Genomic DNA, 9010 nt, shown 5'->3' on the forward strand with positions numbered 1-9010 from the left:
CTGCTCAGCGGAAGACGTTGTCCGCGTCGTCCCAGCCCGACAACTCGTCCGGCACGTTCTGCCGCGGGGCACGCGAGCGTGCCTGGTACATGGCGTCGATCTCGAACGCGTACCGTTCCACGATCGCGTCCCTGCGCAGCTTCATGGACGGCGTCAGCAGCCCGTTGGCGTGGTCGAACTGCACCGGCAGCACCCGGAAGACCCGGATCGACTCCGAGCGCGACACGCTGCTGTTGGCCGCGGCCACCGCCCGCCCGATCTCCTCCCGCAGCGCGTTCTCCTCGCGGGCCTCCCGGCTCGGCGTATCGCTCTGCAAGGACAACGAACCGCGCCAGTACGCCAGGAACTCCGGGTCCAGGGTGATCAGGGCGCCGACGCACGGCCGGTTGTCGCCGACCACCACCGCCTGATGGACCAGCGGGTGCACCCTCAGCCGCTGTTCGAGGGCCGCGGGGGCGACGCTCTTGCCGCTGCTGGTGATGATGATGTCCTTCTTGCGACCGGTGATCGTCAGATAGCCGTCGGTGTCCAGCCAGCCGAGGTCCCCGGTGGCCAGCCAGCCGCCCCGCAGCGCGGCGCGCGTGGTCGGCTCGTCGTTGATGTAGCCCTGGAACACCGACGGACCGCGCACCAGGATCTCGCCGTCCTCGGCCAGCATGACGTCCATGCCCGGCAGCGCCTGCCCGACCGTCCCGGACTTCTCCCGGCCCAGCGGCTGCATGGACACCGCGCCACTGGTCTCGGTCAGCCCGTACCCGTCGTGCACATAGATGCCGATGCCCTCGTAGAACAGGGAGAGTTCGCGGTTCAAGGGCGAACCACCGGACGTCGCCCGCCCCACTCTGCCGCCCAGCACGGCCCGGAGTCTGCGGTACACCGTCCGTTCGTACAGCGCGTGTTGCAGCCGCAGGTCGAGGCCGGGACCCGAACCGCCGCTGAGCCGCTGGCGCTCCAGCGCGGCGGCGTAGTCCCGCGCCGTGTCGGCCGCCCGCTCGAACAGGACACCGCGGCCCGCCTGTTGGGACGTGCGCAGGAAGTTCTTGTAGATCTTCTCGAAGACCGACGGTACGGCGTAGAAGTACGTCGGCCGGAACGAGCGCAGCGCCGACACCAGCGCCTCGCCGCTCAGCTCCGGCTCATGGCCCATGAGCAGGCCGCCGCGGATGCACAGGCTCTGGATCATGAGGCCGTAGACATGGGAGAACGGCAGGAAGGCCAGCACGGAGCCCTGTTCGCCGGGCGCCGCCGCCGTGTGGCCCCAGCCGGCCAGCAGCGTGTCGCACGGGCTCGCCAGATTGCGGTGGCTGAGCGCGCAGCCCATGGGGTGCCCGCTGGTGCCGGAGGTGTAGGCGACGACCGCGGTCGAGTCCGGCAGCACGATGCGGCGCAGCGAGTCGACCGTGGCGATCGGGATGAACTCGCCCCGCTGGACCAGCTCGTCCAGCGCCCCCGCGTCCAACTGCCAGACGTGGCGCAGCTGCCCGAGCGACCCGCACACCGAGCCGACCGTCATCACCGCCTGCTCGTCCTCCACGAGCACGGCCACGCAGCCGGCGTCCCGCAGGATCCACTCCACCTGGTCGCGCGAGGAGGTCGGATAGATCGGGACCACCTCGGCACCGACGGCCCACAGTGCGTAGCTGAGCACCGTCCACTCGTACCGGGTGCGCGCCATGATCGCCACGCGATGACCGGGCGAGATGCCGGACGCGATGAGACCCTTCGCCAAGTCGACCACCTCGTCCCGCACTTCCACGGCTGTCACCTCCTCCCACACGGTCGAGGAGGGGCTGGAGCGACGGGCGAGCAGGGGAAGCGTGGGGTTGTGGACCGCGGTGTCGAAGATGCTGTCGGCGAGTCCGCCGCTGTGGGACGAGACGGTTGAGGGAGCGAGGGCGAAGTCGCGCATTGCGCTGCTCCTGACGTGTACGGGGTGTGACTCCGCCGAGTATGAACTGTGTCGGCGGTGCTCGAATCTAGCCCAGGTAGGAGCGTTCGTCGCCGGGAACGGCCAAGTAGACGCGTTCGTGATCTCAGTCGTCCGGTACAGGCCTCAATGTCCCTGTGTACGGCGCACGCACTCGGCGACCACGTCCCGCAGACTCCCGGTCCGCGCCATGACGTCGCGCTGCACCCGGGCACCGTTTCCCCGCGCCAACGACTCCGCGACGCCGGCCCGGGCGCGGTCGAGGTCACCGGTGTCCGCGAGCGCGTCCGAGACATGGTCCAGCAGGGCCTGGAGCACGGTCCGCGCGGGCAGCCGCCGCATGGTCCCGGGGTGCAGCAACTCGCCCTCCAGACCTGCCCGTGCGGCCTGCCAGGAGGCCAGCCGGAGCAGGCTCACACTCTGTACGAGCGGTTCGCCGTCGGCCCGCCACTCGCGCGCCGCCGTCTCCACGAGGCCGCGGATCAGCGTCGCGATCAGGACGGCCGTGTCGGCGTGCAGGCACACGTCGGCGACCCGCACCTCGACCGTCGGGTAGGTCGCGGACAGCCGGGCGTCGAAGTAGATCATCCCGTCGTCCAGGATCACGCCCGTGGAGACCATGTCGGCGACCCGCCGGTGGTACCGCTCGGCCGAACCGAAGACCTCGGTGGGCCCCGCGGACGGCCACCGCTGCCACACCCGGCTGCGGTAGCTGCTGTAACTGGTGTCCTTGCCCTGCCAGAACGGGGAGTTGGCGCTCAGCGCGGACAGCACCGACAGCCAGGGACGGATCCGGTCGAGGACCGCCACGCCCTCCTCGTCGGACTCCACGGACACGTGCACATGGCAGCCGCACACGAGCTGCTCCTGGGTGGCGATGCCGTACTGCTCCGCCATCCACTGGTAGCGGCGGCCGACGCCGACCGAAGGGCTCACGGACAGCGGCGAGGTCGCGAGCGCGGCGACGGTGCAGCCGATCTCCCCGGCGTGCTGTGCCGCGTCCTTGCGGCAGCGGACGATCTCCGCGCCGAGTTCCGCCATGTCCGCCCGGGGCTGGGTGGCGAACTCGACCATCTGGGTGTGCAGTTCCTCCTCGAAGACCTCGCTGTCCAGGTCCGCGCGCGCGAGCACCGCGGCCGCCAAGGCCTTCGGCTCACCCGTTTCCGGGTCGACCAGGAGGATCTCCTCCTCCACTCCGACTGTGCGCACGTGGGTGCCCGCCCTTCTGTGGTGTACGTCCCGACTTCCCCGAAAGGACGTTCGGACACCTGGGCGGGGGTTTCACCTGGACAGGGGCGTCAGCCAGACCGTGGCCAGCGGGGGCAGAGTGAGCAGGAGGCGTCCGTCGTCCGTCTTGACCGGGCCGGGGTTGGTGACGTCGCTGCCGCCGTACCGGGCCAGATCGGTGTTGAGGATCTCCTGCCAGGCGGGGACGGAGTCCGGGACGGCGAAGCGGTAGTCGTGGCGCACGACCGGGGAGAGGTTGGAGACGGCGAGGAGGGGAGCGCCCTCGGCGTCGTGGCGCAGGAAGGCGAAGACGTTGTCCTCGGCCGCGTCCCCGGCGACCCACCGGAAACCGGCCGGATCGGTGTCGCGCTGCCACAGAGCGGCCGTGTCGCGATACGCGGTGTTGAGATCACGGACCAGGTCCCTCACCCCGGCATGGTCGGCCACCGCCCCGTACGTCGGGTCCAGGAGCCACCAGTCGGGGCCGTGGGCCTCGGACCATTCGGCGCCCTGGGCGAACTCCTGGCCCATGAAGAGGAGTTGTTTGCCGGGGTGGGCCCACATGAAGGCGAGGTAGGCGCGGAGGTTGGCGCGCTGCTGCCACCAGTCGCCGGGCATCTTCGACACCAACGAGCCCTTGCCGTGCACGACTTCGTCGTGCGAGATGGGCAGGACGTAGTTCTCGCTGTAGGCGTACACCATCGAGAACGTCATCTCGTTGTGGTGGAACTTGCGGTGCACCGGTTCGTGGGCCATGTAGTCCAGCGAGTCGTGCATCCAGCCCATGTTCCACTTCAGCCCGAAACCCAGACCACCGGTGTCGGTCGGCCGGGTCACCCCGCCCCACGCGGTCGACTCCTCCGCGATGGTCACCACGCCCGGCGCCCGCCGGTACACGGTCGCGTTCATCTCCTGGAGGAACGCCATCGCGTCCAGGTCCTCGCGCCCACCGTGCACATTGGGCTCCCACTGCCCCGAGTCACGCGAGTAGTCGAGGTAGAGCATGGAGGCGACCGCGTCCACCCGCAGCCCGTCGATGTGGAACTCCTGACACCAGTACACGGCGTTCGCCACCAGGAAGTTGCGCACCTCGACGCGCCCGAAGTCGAACTCGTACGTCCCCCAGTCCGGATGCTCCGCCCGCCGCCAGTCACCGGGCTCGTACAGCGGCTCCCCGTCGAAGCGCGCCAACGCCCAGTCGTCCTTGGGGAAATGGGCCGGTACCCAGTCCATGATCACGCCGACGCCGGCCCGGTGCAGGGAGTCGATCAGGTGGCGCAGGTCGTCGGGGCTGCCAAGCCGTGAGGTCGGCGCGTAGAAACCGGTGACCTGGTAGCCCCAGGAGGGACCGTAGGGGTGCTCGGCGAGGGGCATCAGCTCGACGTGCGTGAAGCCGAGGTCCTTGACGTACGCGGGGAGTTCCTCGGCGAGTTGACGGTATGTCAGTCCGGGCCGCCAGGACGGGAGATGGACCTCGTAGACCGAGAGCGGCGCCTCGTGCACGGGGATGTCGGCCCGGTGCGCCATCCAGTCCGCGTCGTCCCACTCGTAGTGCGCGGCCGTGACCACGGACGCCGTCGCGGGCGGCACCTCCGTCGCGCGCGCCATCGGGTCGGCCTTGAGGAACCGGTCGCCGTGCCGGGACGTGATCTCGAACTTGTAGCGCGCGCCCTCGCCGATCCCGGGCACGAACAGCTCCCAGATCCCGGCCGACCCGAGGGACCGCATCGGCAGCGCCGTCCCGTCCCAGAAGGTGAAGTCCCCCGCGACCCGCACCCCTTGGGCGTTCGGCGCCCATACGGTGAACCGGGTCCCGGTCACCCCCGCATGGCTCATCGGTTCGGCACCGAGTGCCTTCCACAGCTCCTCGTGCCGGCCCTCGGCGATCAGATGCAGGTCCAACTCGCCCAGCGCGGGCAGGAATCGGTACGGGTCCTCCGTCTCGTGCTCCCCCTCCGCGTACGTCACCACCAGCGTGTACGAAGGGATCGCGTCGAGCGGCAGTACGCCGGAGAAGAGGCCGTCGCCCTCCGAGGCCAGCTTCGTGCGCTTCCCGTCGACGACGACGCTCACGGCACGGGCGTAGGGACGCAGCGCCCGAAACGCGATGCCTCCCGGTACCGGGTGGGCGCCGAGCACGCCGTGCGGGTCGTGATGGGTGCCGGAGAGCAGGCGTTCGCGCTCGCCGGGGGCCGGCGGCGGTGCGGGCGTCGGCGTGAGCGGGCCGGACGGCTCGGGGAGCGACGTGTCACGCAGGGCCACGGCTTCAGCCTCCTCTTACGGCGAGACGCTCGATCGCCGCCATGGGTACGGGGAGCCAGTCGGGGCGGTGCCGGGCCTCGTAGAGGACTTCGTACACCGCCCGGTCGGTCTCGTAGGCACGCAGCAGACCGTGCTTCTTGCGCGGGTCCCAGCCCGCCCGGGCCGCGTAGCCCGCGCAGAAGGCCTCCCGGCAGCGGCGCGCCCACTCCGGGCGCCAGGGGCGGCGCTGGCGGGCGGCGTAGTCGAAGGAGCGCAGCATGCCGGCGATGTCCCGCACGGGGGAGTGGGGGCTGCGCCGCTCGGCGAGCGGACGGGACGGCTCGCCCTCGAAGTCGATGACGAACCAGTCCCGGCCGGCCCGCAGCACCTGGCCCAAATGCAGGTCGCCGTGGATGCGTTGGGGTGGTGGTCCGGGATCGCAGGCGGCGAGCGCGCCGAACGCGGTCCGCAGACCGGGTACGTAGGGCCGGAGCGCGGGCACGCTGTGCGCGGCCACGTCCAGGCGCTCGGTCATCGCGGCCGCCGTCCGCTCGGCCTCCCCGTGCTCGCCGGCCGGGAAGGCCGAGGCGAGCGCGAGATGGACGTCCGCCGTGGCCTGCCCCAACTCGTGCGCCTGGGCGGTGAAGTCGTCGCCCGAGGCGAGAGCCTGGAGCGCGAGCGTCCAGCCGTCGGACGCGTCCCGAAGGAACGGCTGGAGCACCCCGAGCGTCGCCTCGCGCGGATGCGTGGTCCTGATCCATGCCACGGGCGCCGGCACCCGCCCGCAGCCCTGCGCGGCCAGCGCGCCCGGCACCTCCAGGTCGGGATTGACACCCGGCTGGATCCGTCGGAACACCTTCAGGATGAACGAATCGCCGTACACCAGCGAGGAGTTGGACTGCTCGGCCTCCAGCACACGCGGCACGAGTCCGGCCGGCACCCGCACCGACGGGTCGGCCTCGAACCGCAGCGGGCCCGCCGTGCCGGGGTGCCGCAGCCGCTCCAGGAGCAGTTGCGCCGAGCGCGGGTCCTGGAGGGCGTCGTACACCGTCAGTCCCGCCAGCGGGCCCACCTCGGCACGGCCGATCAGGGCCCGGCCGAGGCGGGGCGAGAGGTGTTCCCGTACGCCGAGCAGGAGTTGGTAGCAGTCACCGCCCGCCGTGCCACCGGCGGGCGCGGGCACGCCCGAGTGGCCGGCGTGGATCAGCAGATGCAGACACCCCGGGAACAGCTCGGTCATGGACAGCAGGGCGAGGTCCGTGACGGGCCTGTCCTTGCCCGCGAACCAGCGCTGCCCGGGCAGCCATTCCCGCAGCAGCCCGGCGAGCGAGGCCATGGTCCCGGTGACGACGGTGCGTCTCGGGCGGGGCGTTGCGGTCTTCTGCATGGTGACGCGTCCTTTCCTCGGCCGGGGACCTTGGCGCGGTGATGCGGGGTGCGGGGATACGGGGGTGCGTGCCTCAGAGGCGCCGGCCGACGCGGGATGCCGCCCGGGACAGCCGGAACCAGTAGAAGCCGTGCCCGCCGAGCGTCAGCAGATACGGCAGCTCACCGATGGCGGGGAAACGTACCCCACCGATCAGCTCGACGGGATGGAGTCCGTCGTAGACGCGCAGGTCGAGTTCGGTGGGCTGGGCGAACCGGGAGAAGTTGTTCACGCACAGGACCAGGTCGTCCTGGTACTCGCGCAGGAAGGCCAGGACGGCCGGGTTGGAGGACGGCAGCTCGGTGAACGTCCCCAGACCGAAGGCGGGGTTCTGCTTGCGGATCTCGATCATCCGGCGGGTCCAGTGCAGCAGCGATGAGGGCGACGACATCGACGCCTCGACGTTGGTCACTTGGTAGCCGTAGACGGGATCCATGATCGTCGGCAGGGACAGTCGGCCGGGGTCGCAGGAGGAGAAGCCCGCGTTGCGGTCGGGTGTCCACTGCATCGGGGTGCGCACGGCGTCGCGGTCGCCGAGCCAGATGTTGTCGCCCATGCCGATCTCGTCGCCGTAGTAGAGGATCGGCGAGCCGGGCAGGGAGAGCAGCAGAGCGGTGAACAGCTCGATCTGGTTGCGGTCGTTGTCGAGAAGAGGCGCGAGCCGGCGGCGGATGCCGATGTTGGCGCGCATGCGGGGGTCTTTCGCGTATTCGGCCCACATGTAGTCACGTTCTTCGTCCGTGACCATTTCGAGGGTGAGTTCGTCGTGGTTGCGCAGGAAGATGCCCCACTGGCAATTGGACGGAATGGCGGGGGTTTTCGCGAGGATCTCGGAGACGGGGTAGCGGGATTCGCGGCGGACGGCCATGAAGATGCGGGGCATGACCGGGAAGTGGAAGGCCATGTGGCATTCGTCGCCGCCGCTGGCGTAGTCGCCGAAGTAGTCGACGACGTCCTCGGGCCACTGGTTCGCCTCGGCGAGCAGGACCGTGTCCGGATACATCAGGTCGATCTCGCGGCGTACGCGCTTGAGGAATCCGTGCGAGGCGGGCAGGTTCTCGCAGTTGGTGCCCTCCGCCGCGTAGAGGTAGGGGACGGCGTCGAGGCGGAAGCCGTCGATGCCGAGGTCGAGCCAGAAGCGGAGGGCGGCCAGGATCTCCTCCTGTACGGCCGGGTTCTCGTAGTTGAGGTCCGGCTGGTGGGAGAAGAAGCGGTGGAAGAAGTACTGCTTGCGGACCGGGTCGAAGGTCCAGTTGGAGGCTTCGGTGTCGACGAAGATGATCCGCGCGTCGGCGTACTGCTTGTCGTCGTCGGCCCACATGTAGTAATCGCCGTAAGGGCCTTCGGGGTTGGCGCGGGATTCCTGGAACCACGGGTGCTGGTCGCTGGTGTGGTTCATGACGAAGTCGATGATGACGCGCATCCCGCGCTGGTGGGAGGCGTCCACGAACTCGACGAAGTCGGCGAGGTCGCCGAACTCCGGCAGTACGGCCGTGTAGTCGGAAACGTCGTAACCGCCGTCCCGGAGAGGGGACTTGAAGAACGGGGGCAGCCAGATGCAGTCGATGCCCAGCCACTGGAGGTAGTCCAGTTTGGCGGTGAGTCCCTTGAGGTCGCCGACTCCGTCGCCGTTGCTGTCCTGGAAGGAGCGCACCAGGACCTCGTAGAAGACCGCGCGCTTGAACCAATCCGGGTCCCGGTCCTTGGCGGGCGTGTCCTCAAAGGTATCCGGAACAGGCTGGTTGACAGTCATGACGCTCTGACCCTCCGATCGATGGCTCATGTGGACGACGACTGGACGTGGAGGACGTGCGCCGGGGCCCTTCCGGGTTCGAGGCGCACATAGTTTGTCCTGCCCCAGTGATAGGTCTCACCCGTCAGTTCGTCGCGCACGGACATGAATGCGTTCCAGTCCAGGCCGAGTTGTGGCATGTCCAACGAGACCGTGGCCTCCTGGGTGTGGTGGGGGTCGAGGTTGACGACCACCAGGACCGTGTCCTCGTCGGTGGTCTTGCTGTACGCGATGATCGCCTCGTTGTCCGTGGGATGGAACCGAAGATTCCTGAGCTGTCGCAGGGCCCGATGACTCCGCCTGATCGTGTTGAGTCGGGTGATCAGAGGGGCGAGGGTACGTCCCTCGCGGGCCGCCGCTGTCCAGTCGCGGGGCTTGAGCTGGTACTTCTCCGAGT

Annotated in this window: 6 protein-coding genes; all 6 read right to left on the reverse strand. The window is 69.6% G+C overall.

Annotated features, from left to right (window positions below):
• Positions 1–4: 4 nt before the first annotated feature.
• Positions 5–1909 (reverse strand): AMP-dependent synthetase/ligase, encoded by a 1905-nt coding sequence (locus ACIP6U_RS29605; protein ID WP_401723854.1) that lies wholly within the window; start codon positions 1907–1909, stop codon positions 5–7.
• A gap of 144 nt (positions 1910–2053) precedes the next feature.
• Positions 2054–3136 (reverse strand): glutamate--cysteine ligase, encoded by a 1083-nt coding sequence (locus ACIP6U_RS29610; RefSeq protein WP_401723857.1) that lies wholly within the window; start codon positions 3134–3136, stop codon positions 2054–2056.
• Between the two features lie 72 nt (positions 3137–3208).
• Positions 3209–5416, reverse strand: coding sequence for a 1,4-alpha-glucan branching protein GlgB (gene glgB / locus ACIP6U_RS29615; RefSeq protein ID WP_401723860.1), 2208 nt, complete (start codon positions 5414–5416; stop codon positions 3209–3211).
• Positions 5417–5420: 4 nt separating this feature from the next.
• Positions 5421–6782, reverse strand: a complete 1362-nt coding sequence (locus ACIP6U_RS29620; protein ID WP_401723862.1) for a maltokinase — start codon at positions 6780–6782, stop codon at positions 5421–5423.
• Between the two features lie 73 nt (positions 6783–6855).
• Complete coding sequence (treS, locus tag ACIP6U_RS29625; protein ID WP_401723865.1) at positions 6856–8574, reverse strand: maltose alpha-D-glucosyltransferase; 1719 nt, start codon at positions 8572–8574, stop codon at positions 6856–6858.
• 26 nt (positions 8575–8600) lie between these two features.
• On the reverse strand, positions 8601–9010 hold a 410-nt coding region (locus tag ACIP6U_RS29630; RefSeq protein ID WP_401723867.1), incomplete at its 5' end, for an alpha-glucosidase C-terminal domain-containing protein.

Source organism: Streptomyces sp. NPDC088794 (assembly GCF_044750545.1).
GTDB lineage: Bacteria > Actinomycetota > Actinomycetes > Streptomycetales > Streptomycetaceae > Streptomyces.

What these genes read in the sequence shown, in the direction of transcription:
- ACIP6U_RS29605 (WP_401723854.1), bottom strand. Translation starts at nt 1,909, where the DNA reads ATGCGCGACTTCGCCCTCGCTCCCTCAACCGTCTCGTCCCACAGCGGC.
- ACIP6U_RS29620 (WP_401723862.1), bottom strand. Translation starts at nt 6,782, where the DNA reads ATGCAGAAGACCGCAACGCCCCGCCCGAGACGCACCGTCGTCACCGGG.
- treS (WP_401723865.1), bottom strand. Translation starts at nt 8,574, where the DNA reads ATGACTGTCAACCAGCCTGTTCCGGATACCTTTGAGGACACGCCCGCC.